18 protein-coding genes are annotated in these 19,910 nt (G+C 52.4%); 4 read left to right on the forward strand and 14 right to left on the reverse strand.

The genetic code is table 11. From position 1 onward, the window contains the following. Positions 1–14: 14 nt before the first annotated feature. Genes ACIDEJ_RS13925 through ACIDEJ_RS13940 form a run of 4 tightly spaced genes read right to left on the reverse strand, consistent with a single transcriptional unit; the run spans position 15 to position 3,086 of the window. Positions 15–1,370 carry a COG3014 family protein gene (locus ACIDEJ_RS13925; protein ID WP_411988673.1) on the reverse strand — a complete coding sequence of 452 codons (1,356 nt, stop codon included), beginning with the start codon at positions 1,368–1,370 and terminating at the stop codon, positions 15–17. Beyond that, positions 1,370–1,852, reverse strand: a complete 483-nt coding sequence (gene def, locus ACIDEJ_RS13930) for a peptide deformylase (RefSeq protein WP_411988674.1) — start codon at positions 1,850–1,852, stop codon at positions 1,370–1,372. The genes ACIDEJ_RS13925 and def overlap by 1 nt, the downstream gene beginning before the upstream one ends. A gap of 43 nt (positions 1,853–1,895) precedes the next feature. Further along, on the reverse strand, positions 1,896–2,108 hold the full coding sequence (locus ACIDEJ_RS13935) for a SlyX family protein (RefSeq protein ID WP_411988675.1): 213 nt from the start codon (positions 2,106–2,108) through the stop codon (positions 1,896–1,898). A gap of 3 nt (positions 2,109–2,111) precedes the next feature. Next, positions 2,112–3,086 carry a WD40 repeat domain-containing protein gene (locus ACIDEJ_RS13940; protein WP_411988676.1) on the reverse strand — a complete coding sequence of 325 codons (975 nt, stop codon included), beginning with the start codon at positions 3,084–3,086 and terminating at the stop codon, positions 2,112–2,114. A 161-nt stretch (positions 3,087–3,247) separates the two neighbouring features. Between ACIDEJ_RS13940 and fkpA the strand changes: the two genes are divergently transcribed. Next, complete coding sequence (gene fkpA, locus ACIDEJ_RS13945) at positions 3,248–4,030, forward strand: FKBP-type peptidyl-prolyl cis-trans isomerase (RefSeq protein WP_411988677.1); 783 nt, start codon at positions 3,248–3,250, stop codon at positions 4,028–4,030. A gap of 63 nt (positions 4,031–4,093) precedes the next feature. On the opposite strand, the gene ACIDEJ_RS13950 is transcribed toward fkpA, so the two are convergent. Further along, a complete protein-coding gene (locus ACIDEJ_RS13950; protein WP_411988678.1) occupies positions 4,094–5,062 on the reverse strand; it encodes a zinc transporter ZntB in 969 nt (322 codons plus the stop codon). A gap of 140 nt (positions 5,063–5,202) precedes the next feature. Here ACIDEJ_RS13950 and ACIDEJ_RS13955 point away from each other — a divergent pair, with 140 nt between their 5' ends. After that, the gene (locus ACIDEJ_RS13955) at positions 5,203–5,595 is read left to right on the forward strand and encodes a YacL family protein (RefSeq protein WP_411988679.1); all 393 of its coding nucleotides are present in this window, start codon (positions 5,203–5,205) and stop codon (positions 5,593–5,595) included. A 212-nt stretch (positions 5,596–5,807) separates the two neighbouring features. Here the strand turns inward: ACIDEJ_RS13955 and ACIDEJ_RS13960 are convergent, their stop codons facing one another. Further along, complete coding sequence (locus ACIDEJ_RS13960; RefSeq protein WP_411988680.1) at positions 5,808–6,434, reverse strand: response regulator; 627 nt, start codon at positions 6,432–6,434, stop codon at positions 5,808–5,810. Continuing rightward, positions 6,427–8,133, reverse strand: a complete 1,707-nt coding sequence (narQ, locus tag ACIDEJ_RS13965) for a nitrate/nitrite two-component system sensor histidine kinase NarQ (RefSeq protein ID WP_411988681.1) — start codon at positions 8,131–8,133, stop codon at positions 6,427–6,429. The genes ACIDEJ_RS13960 and narQ overlap by 8 nt, the downstream gene beginning before the upstream one ends. Before the next feature lie 306 nt (positions 8,134–8,439). Between narQ and nrfA the strand changes: the two genes are divergently transcribed. Both nrfA and ACIDEJ_RS13975 read left to right on the forward strand, forming a co-directional pair. Continuing rightward, entirely contained in the window at positions 8,440–9,843 is a 1,404-nt protein-coding gene (gene nrfA / locus ACIDEJ_RS13970; protein ID WP_411988682.1) for an ammonia-forming nitrite reductase cytochrome c552 subunit, read from the forward strand. Positions 9,844–10,129: 286 nt separating this feature from the next. Then, positions 10,130–10,450, forward strand: coding sequence for a YbjQ family protein (locus ACIDEJ_RS13975; RefSeq protein ID WP_411988683.1), 321 nt, complete (start codon positions 10,130–10,132; stop codon positions 10,448–10,450). Between the two features lie 82 nt (positions 10,451–10,532). On the opposite strand, the gene fusA is transcribed toward ACIDEJ_RS13975, so the two are convergent. The 7 genes from fusA to lptD form a co-directional block, all read right to left on the reverse strand. Further along, positions 10,533–12,620 carry an elongation factor G gene (gene fusA, locus ACIDEJ_RS13980; RefSeq protein ID WP_411988684.1) on the reverse strand — a complete coding sequence of 696 codons (2,088 nt, stop codon included), beginning with the start codon at positions 12,618–12,620 and terminating at the stop codon, positions 10,533–10,535. A gap of 424 nt (positions 12,621–13,044) precedes the next feature. Continuing rightward, positions 13,045–13,866, reverse strand: a complete 822-nt coding sequence (locus ACIDEJ_RS13985; protein ID WP_411988685.1) for a symmetrical bis(5'-nucleosyl)-tetraphosphatase — start codon at positions 13,864–13,866, stop codon at positions 13,045–13,047. A gap of 12 nt (positions 13,867–13,878) precedes the next feature. Further along, entirely contained in the window at positions 13,879–14,256 is a 378-nt protein-coding gene (gene apaG, locus ACIDEJ_RS13990; RefSeq protein ID WP_411988686.1) for a Co2+/Mg2+ efflux protein ApaG, read from the reverse strand. Between the two features lie 65 nt (positions 14,257–14,321). After that, positions 14,322–15,128, reverse strand: coding sequence for a 16S rRNA (adenine(1518)-N(6)/adenine(1519)-N(6))-dimethyltransferase RsmA (gene rsmA / locus ACIDEJ_RS13995; RefSeq protein WP_411988687.1), 807 nt, complete (start codon positions 15,126–15,128; stop codon positions 14,322–14,324). Positions 15,129–15,144: 16 nt separating this feature from the next. Then, a complete protein-coding gene (pdxA, locus tag ACIDEJ_RS14000; protein WP_411988688.1) occupies positions 15,145–16,128 on the reverse strand; it encodes a 4-hydroxythreonine-4-phosphate dehydrogenase PdxA in 984 nt (327 codons plus the stop codon). A gap of 5 nt (positions 16,129–16,133) precedes the next feature. Further along, on the reverse strand, positions 16,134–17,438 hold the full coding sequence (gene surA, locus ACIDEJ_RS14005; RefSeq protein WP_411988689.1) for a peptidylprolyl isomerase SurA: 1,305 nt from the start codon (positions 17,436–17,438) through the stop codon (positions 16,134–16,136). A gap of 113 nt (positions 17,439–17,551) precedes the next feature. After that, positions 17,552–19,846: an LPS assembly protein LptD gene (lptD, locus tag ACIDEJ_RS14010; protein WP_411988690.1), complete on the reverse strand. Its 2,295-nt coding sequence runs from the start codon at positions 19,844–19,846 to the stop codon at positions 17,552–17,554. Positions 19,847–19,910 lie beyond the last annotated feature (64 nt).

A 19,910-nucleotide genomic window follows, 5' to 3' on the forward strand; every position in this document is an offset into this window, starting at 1 on the left:
CCATTTCCATGTTGTCAGATCAATTTAGTATAAAAGCGCGTGACATTGCCAGTGTCGATTACCCACACCAGCGTGGTTTTACCTTGTTGTACCTGAATCTGCGTTGTACCGTGCAACAGTTTTACCGGATACGTCCCCGCGTTGAGATAACGATGGGCAATTTGCGCCTCGGCGGGCAGTGTCAGCCAACTGCGGCGGTCAGCTTGCTCGGTGACCACGTTGAAAATCTGCACCAGTACACTGCCTACATTGGGGCCGTTACGTCCTTCCATCTGGTGTGCCAGTTCCGACTTGGCATAAACCCTTGCCACCTGCCGGGTCAGCAGCCAGGGTAACTGTTCTTTCAGGGCGGTAATGGCCAGTGCGCCGATGTTGGCAATCGGCGCTGTTGTCAATGGCGTGCCCAATCCCTCTACCTGAGCGCCCATGGGCATTTCATAGTTCCGGTAAGTGGGCAGCGAAATGGCCTGCCAGTTACCGTTAATGGTGAAAGGAACGCTGAAGCTGTCTTTGTAGGGCACAAACCCCTGCTCAACAATGAATACCACGCGTCCTTGACCTGCATCCGGCATGACCGCATCCCCCCAGCGCTGGCGAAATTCATCATGCTGGGGCATGTGCAGTTGTTTTGCCAAGCGGACTAAATCCTGTTGTAAATAAGGATTTTGCGGTGCCAGCAGGGCGGCTTTTCGATAGTCAATGAAAGCATCATTGGGCTCATTTAGCAATTCATGCAACAGCCCGGTGACATAATAACTGTATGGGTTGAGAAAGGAGCTGGCCAGATTGCCGGTGTGTTGGCTCAATCGCGCCATTTCAGCGCTTACTGTGCCATTGGCCATCTGTTGCACGGTTTTGTTGCCGGCTTCATAGCGTTGCTGTTCAAGTTGCTGTAATTCATTGCTGCGGCGCACTTCTACCAGCGCCCCTTGGGGATCGCCGCCAAACAGGTAATTCAGCGCCTGGTACTGGTGCAGTAAAATTCTTTCGTAGCCAGCGCCGCTGTAGGGGATCACGTTGTCGTTCACCAGCAGGCTGCTGCCTTTGGCTCCAATATCGGACAGGCTGACACTGGCCTGTTCATCCACTTGTCTGTAGCCCTTTTCCGCAGCCTGGTAATAGCTTTTGCTGGCGTTGAAATCGCCCGCTATCTGGGCGGCACGCCCGGCTTCACTGGCGTAGAGTAATCCGTCTTTGCTCTCAATACCCTCTGCCACCTGTTTAATGGCCGCTTGAGGCGTTGGCGTGTCTAGAGCGGTTTTAAGCGGGGCCAATTGGGCCGGATAGGGCAATAATACACTGTTATAGGCGCATCCTTGCAGCAGGCCCAACAGTAAAAAGACGACCCCGATACGTGAGCTGCAACGCACTATAAAGTCTCCTGTTGCATGGCTTGCCGTTCTCTTAAGGTAATGCCATGAAGGTGATCGTATTCGTGCTGGAAAATTCTGGCAATGAATCCGCTGAGCCGCTCTTGGCACCATTCGCCACTCAAATCCTGATAACGCACCTCAATGGTTTCATGCCGCAGAATGGGGCGGCGCTCGCCGGGCAACGACAGGCAGCCCTCATCCCCCAGCAGCAGTGTGGCTGAGTGGCTGATGATTTGCGGGTTTATGACCACTTGGGGGGCCATCACCGGTGCATCTGGGTAACGGGGATTGGGGTTGGAAGCCATGATGAACAGCTGCAGACGCTGATTGACCTGTGGCGCCGCAATGCCTACGCCATTGGCGTGCTGCATGGTATGCAACATCTGTTGCGCCAAGGCATGCAATGCTTCATCAAACTGTGTCACCGGCATGGCCGTTGCCATTAAGGTTGGCTGGCCGTGGGTTAAAATTGTCAGCATCCGTTATGCCTCCTTCGGGGCTTTCCCGTTACATCCTGTGCGGTTAATAATGGGGCGGCGGAGTTTCCTCACCCTGGGTGGCGATATTGCTGGGTTCAATCGCCTTGAGTTTTGAAAGCATTAATTGTAATTGGAATTGTTGCTCAGCCACGAGTTTATTCAAGGTAATCACTTCTTGGTTTAACGCTTCCACGGTTTCTTCCTGAAAGGCCAGTTTGGTTTCCAGCTCTTCAATTCTGTCCGCCATTTGTTGCATTTTTCACCTCTGTTGCGGGATGGGCCAGCGCTCAAGCAGACTGGTGCTGCTAAGGCTTTGCACGCTGTTTCCCTGCCATTGTGACACAGAGTAAACCACAGCGCTCTGTGGTTGCGGCCGCTTGGGTAAAGAAACCTGCCAGGTGGCGATTTTTTTGCCAGTTGCCACTTGCCACAGTTGCAGGGCGCGGGCCGGGGTTCCGGTCAGCAGCAATCTGTTGTCTTGGATGAACCGGGCGCTGGAAAAGTTCATCTGCCGGGTACGAATGTTCAGCTTGCTCAATGTGGTGCCATCCCGGGCGTGGCGTACCCAGGCATTGCCGGTACTGTCCGACATGAACAGCAGTGCGCCGTCATGGCTCATGGTTACCTTCAGCACCCTGGAGTCCAGTTGCCAATGCTGCTGTATTTGGGCGCTGCCGGTGTGCCACAACAATACGCGGGCGCTGTTGTCACCGCTCAGTGCCAGTGTGCCGTCGGCAGAGATGGCCACACTGTTGACCTTTTCATGATGCCCCAGAAATTTTATCAGCACCTGTTGCCGGGGATTGAGGGCCATGACACTGCCATCAATGAGCCCCACCAGGAATTGCCCGTTATTGGCAACGGCGGCGCTTTGGGCGGCCACGGGCAACGACCACCATCCCAGTGCCTGACCATCATCAGTGTTCCATAAGGCCACGGCATCCTTGCTCAAGGTCAGGGCGTAACGGTTATTGGGGGAAATGTCCGTGGCGATGACATTGTTATTGCCGCTGGTTTGGCGCCAGTGATAACGGGGTTGCGCTTGGGTGACATCCCAGAAAAACACCCCGTTGCGGTTACTTACCAGCGCATATTGGCCGTCATCCGACAAACTGGCGCTGTAACAGGCTTCTGCCAGCAGTGCCTTGCTGCTCTGGGGGGCCGGGGTGCAGCCACTGAGTAATGCGGCTGACAAACATGCAGTGCAAAATTGCAACAAACGGTAAAAATCCATGAACTAGTCCTGCGGTTAATGGTCTGTTTTCCGTAAAGGCTGTCATCGCTTCATTATCACTGTTGCTGTGTTTTGTAAGTTATCGGCAACTGGTATAAAGTGAGTCGCTCCAATTATTTTAGGTTAATTGTAACCAACTGAAGATCCTGAGGAAGCTTTTCATGAAACCATTTTACAAATTTTCATTGGTAGCGCTGGCGGTGCTTGGGCTGGCGGCTTGTAACCAGGAACAGAAAACTGCGGCAAGTGATACCAATGTTCAACTCAATACTGATGCACAAAAAGAAGCATACAGTGTTGGGGCTTCCATCGGTCGTTATATGGCTGGTCATATCAAAGAGCAGGAAGCCTTGGGATTGCCAGTGGATCGCACGCTGATTGTTACCGGTTTCACACAGGGGCTTGAGGGCAAAATTCAGCTTCAGGACGAAGAGATGCAAAAAATCCTCGAAGCGCTGGACAAGAAAGTGAATGACAAGCGTCAAGCCAAAGCCAAGGAAGTGTCAGATAAAAGCCTGAAAGACGGTGAGGCATATCTTGAGCAAAACAAGAGCAAGCCAGAGGTGAAAACCACTGAATCCGGCCTGCAATATGAAGTGTTGCAAGCGGGTAACGGGCCCAAGCCCAAAGCGGAAGATACCGTTAAAGTGAAATACAAAGGTACCCTGATTGACGGTACTGAATTTGACAGCACTGAAAAGCATGGCGGTGAACCCATTGAGTTTCCGCTAAACCGGGTGATCCCGGGGTGGACCGAAGGGGTTCAGTTGATGTCGGTAGGTGCCAAATACCGTTTTGTTATCCCTTCCAACCTGGCTTATGGCGAGCGTGACATGGGCACCATCCCTGCCAACTCCACGCTGATTTTTGAGGTGGAACTGTTGGGGGTTACGCCAGCAGATGCCCCAGCGGCGGATGAAGCCAAAGCAGAAAGCAGCAAATAGGCACGTTTTTCAAAGTGTAAAAAGGATGCCGCGAGGCATCCTTTTTTTGTGCCATAAAACGGCTCATAACCAGCGAAAACGGTAAAACAGCCAGAGTTGCCCTCCCACCAGCAATAACAGGAAACCGCAAAAAATCACAAAGGCCCAGGGGTTATCGGCACCGGGAATGCCGGTGATATTGACACCGAGCAGGCCGGTGAGAAAACTTAGCGGCAAGAAGATGGCGCTTATCAGCGCTAAAAAATACAGCCGTTGGTTAAGCGCCTCTGTTTGCCGGTTTAACAGCTCTTCCTGGGTGACCATCGCCCTGTCCCGAATGGCATCCAAATCTTCAATGCCCCGGATGAGGGTGTTGCTGACTTCGCTGAAAATCCGTTTTTGTGGGGCATCAAACAGTGTGAATCCGTCACTTAACAGCTTGATATAGGCTTCCCGCTGCGGTGCCAGATAGCGGCGCACACTCACGGATTGCCGCCGCAGCGCTGCCACATTGTTTTGCAGTGTTGCCCGGGGGGCGGACAGAGACTGCTCTTCCAGCTGTGCCAGCCGATCTTCCAGTTGGTCGATAAAGTCGATATGGCGGCTGGTCAACTGTTCGCACAGGGATAACAAAAACTCGCCACTGCTTTGGGGGCCGTCTCCGGCCATGATGGCTTGTTGCAATGCCTGGATGGAGAACAGTTGGCGACTGCAGGTGCTGATAATCCGCTGCTCATCCATGTACAGCCTGATGGACACCATATCCTCCGGCGCCGCCTGGGGATTCAAATTGATGCCGCGCAGCGCCAGTAGCCAGCCGGTTCCTGCACGCACCACCCGTGGCCGGGTGTCTTGCATGAGCAGGGCCTCGCTTTCCAGCTTGGGTAACTGGCACAGTTGTGTAAGCCAATGAGCGCTCTTTTTATGCTTGTAATCAAAATGCAGCCACAGCAGCCCCTGCTGCGGTTGCCAATTTTTTGCCTGTGCCAGCGTGACGGTTTGCCCCGCATTGGCACCGTTGAGTAATAATCCGCTGATAAGTCCTTCTGGCATGAAAACTCCCGCTTACTTTAGATAATGAAAAACTACCGCACTCAGGCATGAAAAAGAAGCCACCTATGGGAGGATTGGGCAGCATTCCCATGCTGGCTGGGTTAAAATCAGTAATAAGCATTGATTGGATGAGAATAGCCATGGAATATGAATTTCGGTGCAACCCCATTACCGGCCTGCCATCGGCCAGTTTCAGTATGGAACATGAAGCCATCGGCCGCTGGCTTTCTGAAGAGCTGGCCGATAACCAGACCTTATGTGATCAGGTCAAAAGCGCCATTGACACTTTGCAGCAAGGGCGCATTCAGGAGTGGCGCTGGGTTGGTCATGATTTAACGCTGGAGATGGATCGGGAACAGGTACGCTTTTATGCCAATGCCCTGGGCTTTGCCGATGGAGCAGAGGTGGCAAACGCCGAAGGTTTATCGCTTTATGACGCCGAGTCTGCCGCTGACTGTGGTCTGGAAGATTTTCAGGCCGTATTGAGTAGCTGGTGCGATTACCTGCAAGGCCTGCAAGGCCTGCATGGCTAAAGGGTGGCTAAGGGGGGAGAGATTAAACCAAACCACCACTTGATATTTCAGCCTATCATGTTTGATGTGACGGCAGGGTGGGAGAGCGCTGACTTACATTCCCAAACACGTTCCAGCCCCCGGGTATTGCCATTAATGCCGGGGGCTTTGCATTTTCTGGGCGCATTTTTTTGGCCACAACGCCAGGCAGCATTGGCAATGGGGGCATGCAGTTAGTGGTTCAGGTAGCGCACGGCCATTTCGGTTCTGGATTTGGCATTGGCCTTTCGCAGCAGGTTTTTTACATGCACTTTCACGGTGCCTTCGCTGATGTGCAGCACTTCGGATAAACCGCGGTTACTGAGCCCTTCGGCCAGATGTTGCAGCAATTGCAGCTCACGGGGGGTAAGGGCTCCAATCCAGTCCTCTTCTGTTTCGTTATTGAGCGCCAGCATGAATTCGGCGATTTGGCTGCTGACAACCCGCTCTCCGGACATGATTTTTTGCAATTGCTCCAGAAGCAGATCCGGCTCGGTATCTTTCAGCAGATAGCCGTCAGCACCGGCCTTTAACAGGCGCACCACATCCTGCTTGGCATCTGATACGGTGAGGATCACGATGCGGGAGGTGATGCCTTCCTGGCGCAGGGCATTCAGGGTATCCAGCCCTGACATGCCTTTCATGTTCAAATCCAGCAGCACAATATCCGGCTCATGCTCTGCCGTGGCCGATAAGGCATCCAGGCCGCTGCCCACTTCACCAAACAGGGTAAAGTGGCCGTCAGACTGCAGCAGCTGACAGATGCCACGGCGCAACAATGGATGATCGTCAACCACCAGTACGGAATAGGTTTTAGTCATGGCTGGACTCCTGTTGGGGCGGAAACATCAAGGTGACACAAGTGCCGCCTTCTGCATTGCCGGAAAAGCTTACCGTACCTGCCAGGCGATTGGCACGCTCATGCATGATGCCGATGCCGAAATGTTGATCCCGCTCCTGAATGTGCGCTAAGCCAATACCGTCATCACTGATTTCAATCACCACCATGTTATCAGCATTTTTTGTACAGGAAACCTTGATTTGCTGGGCCTTGGCATGTTTGATGGCATTGAGGGTGGCTTCGCGGGTGAGCTGCAAAATGTGGATATGCTGGTGGGCGCCCAGCAGGTGCAGCGGTAATGCGTAATCCAAGGTGATGCGGCTGTCAGTTTGGGCCCGCAATTGCTCAAGCATCACTTCCAGGGCATTGTGCAGATTGGGCTCTTTGACCGTTAAGCGGAAATTGGACAGCAGTTCACGCAGTTGCGCATAAGCGGTGCTGACGCCCTTGTTCAGTTCGTTGAGCTGTTGATCCACCGCTTGGGTGCGGCAACTGCCACTGAGGCTTTTTCGCAGCAGATTGAGCTGAATCTTCAGGAATGACAGCAGTTGCCCCAGCGAATCATGGAGTTCTCTGGCAATCACCGCCCTTTCTTCCAGCAGGGCCAGTTGTTGGCGTTCTTCACTGGCGTTGTGAATGACGATGGAGCGCGCCAGCATGATGGCAAAATTTTCAAATAGCGGCGCATTCAACGGTTGGGCACAAATGACTTCCAGATACCCAAGTTGCTTGTTTTCAAAGGTTAGCTCAACGCGGGTGCCAGAATGCTGCTGGGGCCAGGTGTCATCGGTGGCGATGATGTCCATCTCTTGTTCATCTTGCTGGATAACCAGTCGCAGATGTTGCAGATGCTCGTAATTTTGTAGTTGTATCAGTGAGTTTCGCAGCAACTCTACATTTAACTTGCCAGAGTTAAGCAGGATCAGATTGTCGTAGAGAAAACTCAGCTCATTGTTGGCCTTGGTAAGTGCCAGGGTTTTTTCCTGTACTTGGGACTCCAGATCCCCATACAGGGCCGCCAGCTCCTTGACGGTATAGCGCAGCGCTTCTGACAGGGCACTCAACTCCACATAATCGGTGGTGGGCAGGCTGACGTTGAAATCGCCGCTGGCAATGGTATTGGCAGATTCCATCATTTGTTGCAAAGGTGCTGCCACCTTTTTACGCATGAAGCGCACGGCAATCAGGGCAATCACCAGCATCAGTCCCAGGCCAATGACCTGAATTACCACCAACAGGCGTAATTTGAATGCGGCGTGATGTTCCATTTCCAGTACCAGCATGTCGATGGTATCCACAAAATCTTTCACCGACGCGGCATAGTCCCGGGAGTTTTCCTGCTGCACATAGGTTTTCATCACCTGCCATTTGTGGATCACCAGCTGGTACTGCTGCTGTAGCGCCCGTGGCGATGACCAGGCCATGGAGCGCTTCAATTCATCGGAGTGCAACGTCTGTTCAAACTCCAGGATTTTTTCATTGGCTTTGTCACTTCCTGAATTGGCATAAAACAACAAGCGATAACTTTGCATGCGCAGGGAGCCGGACGCATTAATCGCCTTGGCATCACCCAGACTGTAACTGAGGCTGATAATGGCAAAGGTCGCCAGACTGCTGGATAACAAAATGAGCAGTAGCATTGACCAAAAGATAGAAGCGGTGAGGCTGCCGCGTTTCATTGGCGCAACTCCCAGTCAGATTTGTTAAAAATGATGATTTTATTGGGAATGTTATGTCATTAGCCCAGTGCTGCCAATTGGTAAAGCCCCATAATCGGTGCTATATAACCTAGGACTGCTTTAGCATGGAATAAAGTTACTTAACAAAAGCTTAAAATGTGACCTGAATCGTGTTTACATTTTGATCTGGCGCATGTTTGGTTTCAGATACCCCCTTTGAGGTATTTTTTAGCACGCCTTTTGTAGCTAATTTCATCCTGTAAATGTCGTAGCTTTAGCTTATAAATACAATGACTCGGAGATGATATGGTGAACACATTTAATCAAAAATCTGTTGCACTTGGTGTCCTGGTTGCGGCCTCAGCCTTTGCTGCAGGCGCGTTCGCCAGTGACAAAACTGAGCCGCGCAGCGATGTCTACAAAGACAGATTCAGCAAACAATACAACAGCTGGCACGATACAGCCAAAAGTACCGAGAATACCGATCTGCTGGCGGCCGATCCTAATTTGGTCGTGTTGTGGGCGGGTTACGGCTTTGCCAAAGATTACAATGCTCCCCGGGGGCACATGTATGCGGTAACGGATGTGCGCAATACTCTGCGTACTGGTGCGCCGCGCAGTGCTGAAGACGGCCCCATGCCCATGGCTTGCTGGAGCTGTAAGAGCCCGGATGTACCACGGGTGATTGAAGAGCAGGGCGAAGCGGCTTACTTTTCCGGCAAATGGTTTAAAGGCGGTGCGGAAATCACCAATACCATTGGCTGCGCCGACTGCCATGAAAAAGGCTCGCCAAAATTACGCATCAGCCGGCCATTTGCCGAGCGCGCCTTTGACACCATGGGCAAGCCTTTTGATAAAGCCTCTCGCGCCGACAAACAATCCATGGTCTGCGGTCAGTGCCATGTGGAATACTATTTTGAAAAAGTGGATGGCCGTAAGGGCTTTGTGAAATTCCCCTGGGATGATGGCGTGACCGTGGATCAAATGGAAGTCTATTACGACAAGATGAATTTTGCCGACTGGACCCATAAAATCTCCAAAACGCCCATGCTCAAGGCGCAGCATCCCGGTTATGAAACCTGGTCATTAGGGGTACACGGGCAGAATAATGTGACCTGTGTTGACTGCCATATGCCAAAAGTGACCAACGCCGAAGGCAAACGCTTTACCGACCACAAAGTGGGCAATCCCTTTGATCGCTTTGAAGAAACCTGCGCCCGTTGTCACAGCCAGAGCAAAGAGTTCATGCTGGGGCAATATGATGCCGGTATGGCCAAAGTGAAAGAGCTGAAAGCCAAGGCGGAGCAGCAACTGGTGCATGCCCACTTTGAAGCGGGAGCCGCTTGGTCTGCCGGTGCCACTGAAGCCGAAATGAAGCCGATTTTGATGGATATTCGCCATGCGCAATGGCGCTGGGATTATGCCATTGCCTCTCACGGGGTATATGCCCACAACCCAACCGAAGCGTTACGCGTACTGGGCACTGCCGTGGATAATGCCGCCAATGCCCGGGTGAAACTGGCTCAGTTACTGGCACAAAAAGGGGTGAAGCAGCCTGTTGCCATTCCGGATATCTCCACCAAGGCCAAAGCGCAAGCGGCTGTGGGGCTGAACATGAAGAAACTGGTGGCAGACAAGGAAGCGTTCAAGAAAGAAGTGCTGCCCGCATGGGATGCTGAAGCCAAAAAACGCGAGGCCACTTACAAGTAAGCCCGTATATACATCAACCTCTGTCCCCGGCTTTGTTCGGGGACGCATCAAAGTGGCTCCTGTCGGCAATGCATATGATGAACATCTGCAGCGCCAACCGACAGGGGCTCTTTTTCTTTGGCGGATTTATCCTTTGGCATATGCCAGACATCAGCGGCGCAAGGTGGCATCACGGCAATCAATGGGGCAGGATGGTGTTGTTGCCACTTAAGGCGCGCCATGTTGGCCAAAGGCTATCATGAGGGTTATCGTCTTTAGCCGTTAAGCAATCACATAAGGAGCCACAATGCTGTTATCAACTACCGATACCATCCCCGGTTATGACATCACGGAGTTCAAGGGAATGGTTTGCGGCAATATCGTGCAGTCCAAGCATTTGGGACGGGATATCATGGCCGGGTTAAAAACGATTATTGGCGGCGAAATTGCCGGATATTCAGAGATGTTGTCAGAGGCTCGGGAGCGGGCGGTGCAGCGCATGGTGGCGTCTGCGGATGAGTTGGGTGCCAATGCCATTGTGAATGTGCGTTTTACCACCAGTACCGTATCTCAGGGAATGGCGGAAATACTTGCCTATGGTACGGCTGTCAGCGTGGGGCATATGTAACCGCAAAGGCTCGGGCGCATGGCTGCAGGCAATAAAAAACCCGCCAATATGGCGGGTTTTTTGTGACTAAGGCATGAAGCGATTATTTAGCCGCTTTTTTAGCCTTGGTGTCAGCGATAACTTTTTCTGCCACGTTGTTAGGACATGGTGCATAGTGGGAGAACTCCATGGAGAACTGGCCACGACCAGAGGTCATAGTACGCAGGTTACCGATATAACCGAACATTTCGGCCAGTGGTACGTCAGCTTTAACACGTACGCCAGTCAGACCGGCTTCCTGATCCTTGATCATGCCGCGACGACGGTTCAAGTCACCAATCACGTCACCCACGTTGGCTTCAGGTGTGAACACGTCAACCTTCATGATGGGTTCCAGCAGCTGTGGACCAGCTTTAGGCATGGACTGACGGAAAGCGGCTTTGGCAGCGATTTCGAACGCGATGGCTGAGGAGTCAACTGCGTGGTAACCACCGTCGAACAGTTCAACTTCAACGTCCAGTACAGGGAAGCCTGCCAGCGGACCTTCTTTCATCATGGATTCGAAACCAGACTCAACGGCTGGCCAGAATTCACGAGGTACGTTACCGCCCACAACAGTTGAAGTGAACGTGAAGCCAGAGTTGGCTTCCCCTGGACGGATGCGGTAATCAATCTTACCAAACTGACCAGAACCACCAGACTGTTTCTTGTGGGTGTAGCTGTCTTCAACGGCTTTGGTGATGGTTTCACGGTAAGCCACCTGTGGGGCGCCTACGTTCAGTTCAACACCGAAGGTACGTTTCAGGATGTCCACTTTGATGTCCAGGTGCAGTTCACCCATGCCCTTGAGGATGGTGTCGCCGGTTTCCTGGTCGGTTTCCACCTGGAATGATGGGTCTTCAGCCACCATTTTACCCAGTGCGATACCCAGTTTTTCAGACGCGGCTTTATCTTTTGGTGTTACCGCAATGGAGATTACTGGTTCTGGGAAGATCATGGGTTCCAGTGTGCACTCATGCTTAGGATCACACAGGGTGTGACCGGTCTGCACGTTTTTCATGCCTACAACCGCGATGATGTCACCTGCCTGAGCAGTGTCGATTTCGCTACGGTCGTTAGCGTGCATCATTACCATACGGCCAATACGCTCGGTTTTGCCGGTGGCGCTGTTCAGTATGGTATCGCCTTTTTTCATTACGCCGGAGTAGATGCGGATAAAGGTCAGGGCGCCGAAACGGTCATCCATGATCTTGAACGCCAGGGCGCGCAGGGGTTCATCTACAGAAACTGTGGCCACTTCACCGGTTTCTTCACCGGTTTCTGGGTCAGTCAGCGGTTGAGGTTCAACTTCGGTAGGTGATGGCAGGTAGTCTACAACCGCATCCAGCAACAACTGCATCCCTTTGTTCTTGAATGCAGAGCCACAGAAAGTGGGGAAGAAGGACAGGTTGATGGTACCTTTGCGGATACAACGTTTCAGGTCTTCAATAGAAGGTTCTTCACCTTCCATGTAAGCTTCCATCAAGTCGTCGTCCTGTTCAACGGCAGTTTCTACCAGTTGTTCATGGTATTCGTTTACCTGATCAACCATATCGGCAGGCACGTCGGTAACGGTGAAGTTTTCTGGCAGGCCAGAATCATCCCATACATATGCCTTGCGGTGCAGTACGTCTACTACGCCGACAAATTCATCTTCACGGCCGATAGGCAGGGTCATAACCAATGGAGTGGCTGCCAGTACGCGTTTGATCTGACCTACTACGCGCAGGAAGTCTGCACCCATGCGGTCCAGTTTGTTCACGAAGATCAGACGGGCTACTTCAGATTCGTTCGCATAACGCCAGTTGGTTTCGGACTGAGGTTCAACACCGCCGCTACCACAGAATACACCCACACCGCCGTCCAGTACTTTCAAAGAACGGTAAACTTCAACGGTGAAGTCAACGTGCCCGGGGGTGTCAATAACGTTGAAACGGTGATCTTTCCAGAAGCAGGTGGTCGCAGCTGACTGAATGGTGATACCACGTTCAGCTTCCTGATCCATGAAGTCCATGGTTGAAGCGCCATCATGTACTTCACCCAGTTTGTGGATCTTACCAGTGAGTTTCAGGATACGCTCGGTGGTGGTAGTTTTGCCCGCGTCAACGTGAGCGAAAATACCGATATTTCTGTATTTCGATAAGTCAGTCATGATTCAACTTCATTATGAGTTAGTTAATAGGAGACGGAGTATGCCACTTCGTTCGTTGCTGCGACAGACGGAACCCCATAATTTAAGGCGCGTATTATAACACCGAAATCCCCGTATCCTGCAATGAGGAGTTTCAAATTTCACCAGTCCATTTGATACGAGTGTTCCATTTGCCCAGAAAGCAATAAAAAATAGATATTATTCAATTAGTTATTATTTTATGGCAAACATGAAAACACCAGGGGGAATTCGGTTGCTCCTCATGTTCTCGCAATTAATGGAAACTTTTATGACATTTTTTGCCAGAAGCCGGGTTATCTCACGTCGCACAATGCCCGATTGCCGTTGGAAATCCGGGCTGGCTGGCCCGGCGATGATGATCAGGCACGGAGCCTGATGCCATTACCGGGCTTAAGCCGGTGGTTTAGTTGCGTTTGAGCCGCTTTTGGGTAACTTTTTGATCGGATTCAAGATGCCACAACGTCAAGTACTGATCCCAGCAGCAGCCAGTATCCAGCGCCCGAATGTGCGGATTGCCGGTTTCGCCCATCAGGGCGGCCCAGTGACCGAACACCTTGGTGAAGTTGTCGGTATGGGAAGGAAAGCGGAACCAGGGTTTCAGGTTTGGCACATTGCAGTCATCCGGCGGTAATTTGCAGGCAAAATCCAGTCGCCCGTCCAGATACAAAAAGCGGATCCGGGTTAACGCGTTGATGCAGTAGCGGATCAGTGTGCGTTCGTCTTGTTGTGGCTGCCAGCCCTCGGGGGCGTCGGTGTACATATGGCTGATCACGGTTTGCAGATAATCAGGCCGTTGTAACGCTTCAGAAACCCGTTGAGCCTCTTGGCGCAGGGTGTGAATGTCCCACTGGGGAGGAATGCCGGCATGGGTCATCAGCAGTTGTTGCTCTGGCATTTCCTGCAGCAGGGGTTGTTGTCGCAGCCATTGCAACAGGCGCGGGAGATCATCCGACTGCAACAGTTCGGTGAGTTGGCAAGAGGGGCGAGGGCTGCGTAGCCCCGCATGGATGCCAAACAGGTTCAACTCATGATTGCCCAGCACCACGCGGGCGGCATTGTCCAGCCGTTCAAAGAAGCGCAGGGTGGCCAATGATTCAGGGCCTCGGGCAATCAGATCGCCCACGGACCAGAGCACATCCCGGGATGGATTGAAATCCACCTCGTTCAACAATTTTTTCAATTCACGAAAACAGCCGTGAATGTCACCCACAAAATAATTCGACACAGATAATTCCTTCTAATGGAGCATTCCGGGGACAGCCAGGCGGAAAGCATCGATAGGTGCGTAAAAGCTCCGGCCCTGGGCCGTTTCCATCAGATATTGGCCTTCCATAAAACCAAGCGGGGTTTCAAGCACTGTGCCACTACTGTATTGATAGGCGGTATTTGGCTCAATGGCGGGGGTTTCTCCAACCACGCCAGCCCCCTGTACTTCGGTCTTTTTACCGTTGGCATCCGTAATAATCCAGTGACGGCTCTTTAAGGTGATGCGCTGGTCACCCAAATTGGTAATCGTGATGGTGTAACTGAACAGATATCGTTCATCATCCGGTGCGGATTGATGGGTGAGATACTCGGTTTGCACGGCTATTTTCACCGGATATTGCGGATCCATTTCCCTTCCTTTGATTTTGAATGCGCGGGGGAAGCAAAAGACGCCGAAAGTGGCGTCTTTGTCATTTAACCCTGTTTGCCATAAAGGCAGTTTGCTAGTGCCACATACTGGCTGACGCTGATCTGTTCCGGACGCAAGGTGGGGTCTATGCCCAGTGCGGCAAAATCATTATCACTGAATAGCTGCTTGAGGTTGTTTCGCAGGGTTTTGCGGCGCATGTTAAAGGCCGTGGAGGTGACCTGCTCCAGCAACTTGATGTCGTGACATTGCCATGGCTTTTGCGCGTAAGGCACCAATCTTACCACGGCAGAGTCCACTTTTGGCGGCGGGGTAAAGCTTTCTGGCGGCACTTCCAATACGGGCACAACCTGGCAGTAATACTGGGCCATGACGGTCAAACGGCCATAGGCCTTGCTGCCTGGGGCCGCGGACAAACGCAGCACCACCTCTTTTTGCAGCATGAAATGCATATTGGCAATATGCTCTGCAAAAGTGAACAGATGGAACATGAGCGGGGTGGAGATATTGTAAGGCAGGTTGCCGAATACCTTCAGTTTCTTGCCCTCTTGCAGCAGCTGATTGAAGTCAAACCGCAGTGCGTCTCCCTGGTGGATTTCCAACTTGTCTTTTAACAGCGGATGCTGCTGCAGACGTTCTACCAAATCCCGGTCCAGTTCAATCACCGTGAGTTTATCAATGCCTTCTGCTACCGGTTCGGTAAGGGCTGCCAACCCGGGGCCGATTTCCACCATGACATGGTCGTTATCCGGGGCAATGGCACCCACAATGCGGTTGATGATGTTGCTGTCGGTCAGAAAGTTCTGACCAAAACGTTTTCTGGCCGTGTGGCCCAAGTGTACTTTATTACTCATTAATGCTCAGTTGGGATCAGTTGTTGGGTGCCAGTTCGATGGCTTTTTCCAGTGCGCAGATAAAGCTGCCAAGATCGGCTTTGCCGGTGCCCGCCAGTTCCAGCGCGGTACCGTGATCAACGGATGTGCGGATGTAGGGTAATCCCAGGGTGATGTTCACGGATTTCCCGAACCCCATGGATTTCAATACCGGCAAGCCCTGGTCATGGTACATGGACAACACCACGTCGGCATCTTCCAGGTATTTGGGCTGGAACAGGGTGTCGGCAGGTAATGGCCCTACAATGTTCATTCCTTGCTCGCGCAGTTCATCCAGCGCCGGAATGATGGTGTCCAGCTCTTCCCGTCCCAAATGGCCGTTTTCACCGGCATGGGGGTTAAGGCCACATACGTAGATTTTGGGATTGTTGATGGCAAAACGATGTACCAGATCGTGATGCAGGATATTGATGACCTGATGCAGGCGATCCCGGGTAATGGCTTTGGCCACATAGGCCAGCGGAATGTGGGTGGTGACCAATGCCACTTGCAAGCCGGGGCAGGCCAGCATCATGACCACATCCTTGCAACCTGCCTGATGGGCAAAAAACTCGGTATGGCCTGAAAACGGGATCCCCGCCTGGTTGATGATCCCCTTGTGCACCGGGCCTGTGACCACGGCGTCAAATTCGCCGTTCATGTTTTTTTCACCGGCATAGGTGAGGGTTTCCACCACATACGCGCTGTTTTGTTCATCCAGTACGCCGCAGCGGGCTTCTGTCACCATCTGAAACGGTACGATGGTAAGCGTACCGGCCTCCTGGGCCTTGGCAGGCTGGGAGGGTTGGTAGGGACGCAGCTGCAGGCTTAGCCCGAGCATTTTGGCCCGTGTTTGCAATAAGGCCGGATCAGCGCAGACCACCAGCTCTGCCGGCCAACTGCGCTGTGCCAGTTGTACTACCAGTTCCGGGCCAATTCCGGCAGGATCCCCGGCGGTGATGGCAATACGTTTAATGTTCAAACTGCTTAACCTCTGTTGGATTGAGGATCGAAAATCTCAATGTATGCGCTTGCCCGCATTTCGTCCAGCCAGTTCTGTAATTCTTCATTGAATTTGCGACGGAATATCAGTTCATGGGCGCGGTTGGTATTGAACTCCTTGGTGGCGTCGGTAGTGCGACGGCCTTCGAGCTGTATGATGTGCCAGCCAAAAGAGGAGCGGAAAGGTTCGCTGATTTCATCGGTTTTAAGCTGTGCCAGTGCCTGGGCAAACTCCGGTACATAGACGGATGGTTCAGCCCAGCCCAGTTCACCGCCCTTGGCGGCAGAGCCCGGGTCTTCTGAATACTTGCTGGCCAAATCCTCAAACTTGGCCTTGCCGCTTTTTATGTCCTGGATGAATTGGCTCAGGGTGGCTTTGGCGCGCTCTTCAGACAGGATGGGCGAGGGTTTCATCAGAATGTGACGAGCCTTCACTTCTTCCACTTCCTTGGTTTCCAGTCCGCGGGCATCCATCACCTTGATGATGTGGAAACCGGCGCTGCTTTTGATTGGGCCAATAATGTCGTCTTTTTTGGCATTGTTGACCACTTCAGCAAACAGGGTGGGCATTTCGTTGATGTTCATGTAATCCCATATTCCGCCTTCCAGTGCCTTGGGGCCGGCAGATGAGGCAATGGCCATCTCCCTGAAATCCGCGCCGTCCTTCAACCGGGTCAGTACCGCATCGGCGCGCTTGCGGGATTGCTCCAGCTGTTCCGGGGTGGGGTTTTGCGGCGTTTCAATCAGGATATGGCCAATCTGGAACTCCACATCCTTGAGCCCTTGCTCCTGGATCAGGTTTACCAGATGCGCCACTTCCTGAGGGGAGACCTGAATGCGGCGCTGTACCTGGATGCGCTGGATTTCACCAAGCGTGATGTTTTCCCGCAGTTGTTCTCGGTACTGGCTGAAACTCTGGCCGTCAGCCTCGACGTTGGACTGCAACTGGGCCACGGTCATGTTCTGTTGTTTGGCTATGTTGGCAATGGTTTGATCCAGTTGCAGATCCCCCACATGCAGGCCTATGCGGTCAGCGGTTTGCAGCTGTAATTTGGTGAGGATTAACCGTTCAATCACCTGGGTTCGCAGGGCGTTGTCAGAGGGGAGGTTTTGATTTTTTTCCTGGGCAGTGGCTTTAATCTGCGCCAGCATTTGCTGCACTTCGCTTTCCAGTATGACGCCGTTGTTCACCTGTACGGCAATGCTATCCAGCGGTTGGGGTGCGGCGATGGCCAAATGGCTCAGTACCAGTGCACAAAATGCAAACACTAAACTTTTACTGGGGGTCATTAACAAAATCCTTGCCACATTTTTTATTGGATCAACGGCAGTAACGCTGCCGCGGTTGTCCAGTTTTGACTGTCAGTTTTATCCGAGGTTCAGCAATCTACCACAAATCTGCGTTAATTCCTCAGATAAAGTGGTTTGCGGTAATTGAACAGGCCTTCGTTCATCATGTCGCTCACACCAAGGGGGCCGGTGCCACCCAAACCCTTGATAACAAAGTTGAGGGAGAAGCCGGTTTCGAATAATTCCCGGTTATCAATGGCCGGGTTATAGTTGTCTTCGTAGTTGGTTTTAATGTGGTAGTGGTAGGCCAAGCGCACCGCCCAGCAGCAGGATTCATACTGAAATCCGGTGTAGGTTTCCACGGAGCGATCTTCATTGAGATCATAATACCAGTTGCCCACAAAATAGAGGTTGTCGCTCAGCGGCCAGGTGGTTCTGAAGCCCGCCTGGGAAATATCCACCCGGTCGTTGGTATTACGGTTGAGCAAGTCAGGTACAAAGCGGTAACTCAGTTGCATCAGCTGGTTGGGACCCGGCCGGTAATCCAGGGTCACTTCACTTTTTTTATTGTCTTTGTTGCGGGTGTCATACTGAATGGCGCTGCTGATAAACCAGTCACTATAAAGGCGGGCGTCCAGCTCTGCCGCCAATACGGACGTCGAGCTGTCCTGTTGCAACTGGTCGGCATAGAGGTTCACCTTGCTGTTGTCAAAGTACAGGATTTGCCCCAAGCTGAATTTCAGCTGTTCCAGATTATGCTCATCAAACAGGCGGGTGGTTAACCCCAAGGTCAACTGGTTGGCATCGGCGATGCGATCAAGCCCGGAGTACAGGCGATCACGGAACAGTCCGGAGTAATCCTGCTGCAGCTCGGCACTGTCATAAATGCCGATGCCATCCTGATTCTTGTAGCCCACGTAGAGATACTGGAACTGTGGCTCCAGTGTCTGGCGGTAGTTTTCTGCAAAGTAGCGGGTCTGGCGCTCAAAATTGACCTGTCCATGCACCCGCAGTTGTGGCAGGGTGCGGTTAACGGTTTTATCCAGTGGGTCATCCTGGCGTTTATGTTGCCAGTAGTTGGTTTGCAGCAGTTTGATTTCACTGGTTAAGGAGCCGGCCGGCCCCTGGAATGGCAAGGTGATGGTCGGCTCGATATGCAGTCGCTCGGCGGTTTGCGAGCTGTCGCTGCGATGCTCGAAGTTGGTCAGTTCTGAGTAAAGCCTGAAATCCAGTCCGTGCCAGTTGTGGGGGGCGCGGAAGTTATAGGTCAGTTGGGGCATCACCTGATAGGGGGAGGTGTCTTCACCGAGCACCTTGATATCCTGCAAACGGATGCCAAAATCCCAGTTGTCACTGTAGTAATTCAGTTCGCCGATGCGGTTCAACTGGTTGTCCGTGGCGCGGTTCACGTCGGATTTGAGATCGTTGAAGTAGTTGTTGTCTGACACATCGGTAAAGTTGGTCTGCACCCGCCAGTGATCCGTGATGGCGCCCTGGTGTTGCCAGTGCACCATGTAGCGGTCCGGATTGTTTTCCAGTTTGCCGTCATTGCCCAGATATTCCAGATTGAGCTGCCCCCGTTGCTGTTCATCTGTCAGATACCGGAACTCGGTTTTGGCAAACAGTCCGCGGGAGGTCATGTAGGTCGGGGTGAAGGTGAGATCGTACTCCGGCGCAATGTTCCAGTAAAAGGGCGTGGCCACTTCAATGCCGTTGGTGGTACTGGAGCTTAATGTGGGAAATAAAAAGCCGGTTTTGCGCTTGTCGGTAATGGGAACGGTCATGTAGGGCATGTAAAACACCGGCACGCCGCCGATACGCAGTTTGGCGTCCCAGATTTCGCCCCACTCATCTTCTGAATCAATATGGATGCGTTTGGCTTCCAGCACCCAGGATTCGTGCTCCGGCGGACAGGTGGTAAAGCTGCTGTTTTGCAGGATGAGATTGTTGTCGGGCGTGATTTGCAGCTCTTTGGCCTGACCGTGCAGTTGCTGGCCGTGCAGCCAATACTGGGCGCCGGACAGTGACGCCATGTTGGAGCGCAGTTGTGCCTGCATGGACTGGGCGGTGACGGTGACCACGGAGTCCTGGAATATCAGATTGCCGTCTGCGGAAAATTGCTGCTGCAACTGATCTACGGCGGCTTTGTCGGCACTGATTTTTCGCTCTGCTTGCGACAGTGCCACATTGCCTTCAAAAACGGCACTTTTACCCAAAATGCCTTCAGAATAATCCGACGAAATTTCAATCCGTTGATCCTTTTTATCCGCGGCTTTTTGGCCAGCGGGAACATAAGGCACCGGGGGCACAATGGCGCACTGGCTGGCAGTTTCATCCATTGCTGAGTCAGTGGCGGCAAATACCACCGGGGAGACAAGGCTCATGGCCAGAATCAGTCGCTTGCGCATCTTGGGTCTTTATAGGATCTTTTTGTCTGGAGTTATGTTTGGGAGAGTATAGTTGCATCCGTCT

The sequence above is a fragment of the Shewanella mytili genome (genome assembly GCF_046765975.1).
GTDB lineage: Bacteria > Pseudomonadota > Gammaproteobacteria > Enterobacterales > Shewanellaceae > Shewanella > Shewanella mytili.

Bases quoted from the DNA above. Each gene is read 5' to 3' on its own strand.
- def (WP_411988674.1), bottom strand. From the start codon at position 1,852: ATGCTGACAATTTTAACCCACGGCCAGCCAACCTTAATGGCAACGGCC.
- ACIDEJ_RS13935 (WP_411988675.1), bottom strand. From the start codon at position 2,108: ATGCAACAAATGGCGGACAGAATTGAAGAGCTGGAAACCAAACTGGCC.
- ACIDEJ_RS13940 (WP_411988676.1), bottom strand. From the start codon at position 3,086: ATGGATTTTTACCGTTTGTTGCAATTTTGCACTGCATGTTTGTCAGCC.
- fkpA (WP_411988677.1), top strand. From the start codon at position 3,248: ATGAAACCATTTTACAAATTTTCATTGGTAGCGCTGGCGGTGCTTGGG.
- ACIDEJ_RS13950 (WP_411988678.1), bottom strand. From the start codon at position 5,062: ATGCCAGAAGGACTTATCAGCGGATTATTACTCAACGGTGCCAATGCG.
- ACIDEJ_RS13955 (WP_411988679.1), top strand. From the start codon at position 5,203: ATGGAATATGAATTTCGGTGCAACCCCATTACCGGCCTGCCATCGGCC.
- ACIDEJ_RS13960 (WP_411988680.1), bottom strand. From the start codon at position 6,434: ATGACTAAAACCTATTCCGTACTGGTGGTTGACGATCATCCATTGTTG.
- narQ (WP_411988681.1), bottom strand. From the start codon at position 8,133: ATGAAACGCGGCAGCCTCACCGCTTCTATCTTTTGGTCAATGCTACTG.
- nrfA (WP_411988682.1), top strand. From the start codon at position 8,440: ATGGTGAACACATTTAATCAAAAATCTGTTGCACTTGGTGTCCTGGTT.
- ACIDEJ_RS13975 (WP_411988683.1), top strand. From the start codon at position 10,130: ATGCTGTTATCAACTACCGATACCATCCCCGGTTATGACATCACGGAG.
- fusA (WP_411988684.1), bottom strand. From the start codon at position 12,620: ATGACTGACTTATCGAAATACAGAAATATCGGTATTTTCGCTCACGTT.
- apaG (WP_411988686.1), bottom strand. From the start codon at position 14,256: ATGGATCCGCAATATCCGGTGAAAATAGCCGTGCAAACCGAGTATCTC.
- rsmA (WP_411988687.1), bottom strand. From the start codon at position 15,128: ATGAGTAATAAAGTACACTTGGGCCACACGGCCAGAAAACGTTTTGGT.
- surA (WP_411988689.1), bottom strand. From the start codon at position 17,438: ATGACCCCCAGTAAAAGTTTAGTGTTTGCATTTTGTGCACTGGTACTG.
- lptD (WP_411988690.1), bottom strand. From the start codon at position 19,846: ATGCGCAAGCGACTGATTCTGGCCATGAGCCTTGTCTCCCCGGTGGTA.